Origin of the sequence: Deinococcus pimensis DSM 21231 (assembly GCF_000519345.1) — a bacterium.
Classification (GTDB): Bacteria; Deinococcota; Deinococci; order Deinococcales; family Deinococcaceae; genus Deinococcus_A; species Deinococcus_A pimensis.
In genome coordinates this window covers 37,775-38,014 of record NZ_KI912636.1, presented here as the reverse complement: position 1 = coordinate 38,014, position 240 = coordinate 37,775, and the positions used below count along the sequence as shown (strand labels likewise).

Genomic DNA, 240 nt, shown 5'->3' with positions numbered 1-240 from the left:
CGGCGTGCGCGGCGACGCTCAGGCCGAGCGGTGAGGGGTCGGAGGCCTGCTCGGGGGTGAAGCGGTCCAGCGTGGCGAGCAGGCCGTTGTTGCCGCTGCCGTCGGCGTTGGTGTGGTCGAGGAAGGCGGTGCCCTCGCCGGGACGGCCGCCCTCGACGGCCTCGCGCAGCACGAAGGCCCAGCCCTCGACGAAGGCGGCGGCCACGGACGGGTTCGTGGGTGTGGTCATGCCGCAGCGTA

At 74.6% G+C, this 240-nt stretch carries 1 pseudogene; it reads right to left on the bottom strand.

Annotated elements, in window-relative coordinates:
* Nucleotides 1–229, bottom strand: a pseudogene (locus DEIPI_RS39255) (DinB family protein); the annotation flags it as partial.
* Nucleotides 230–240 lie beyond the last annotated feature (11 nt).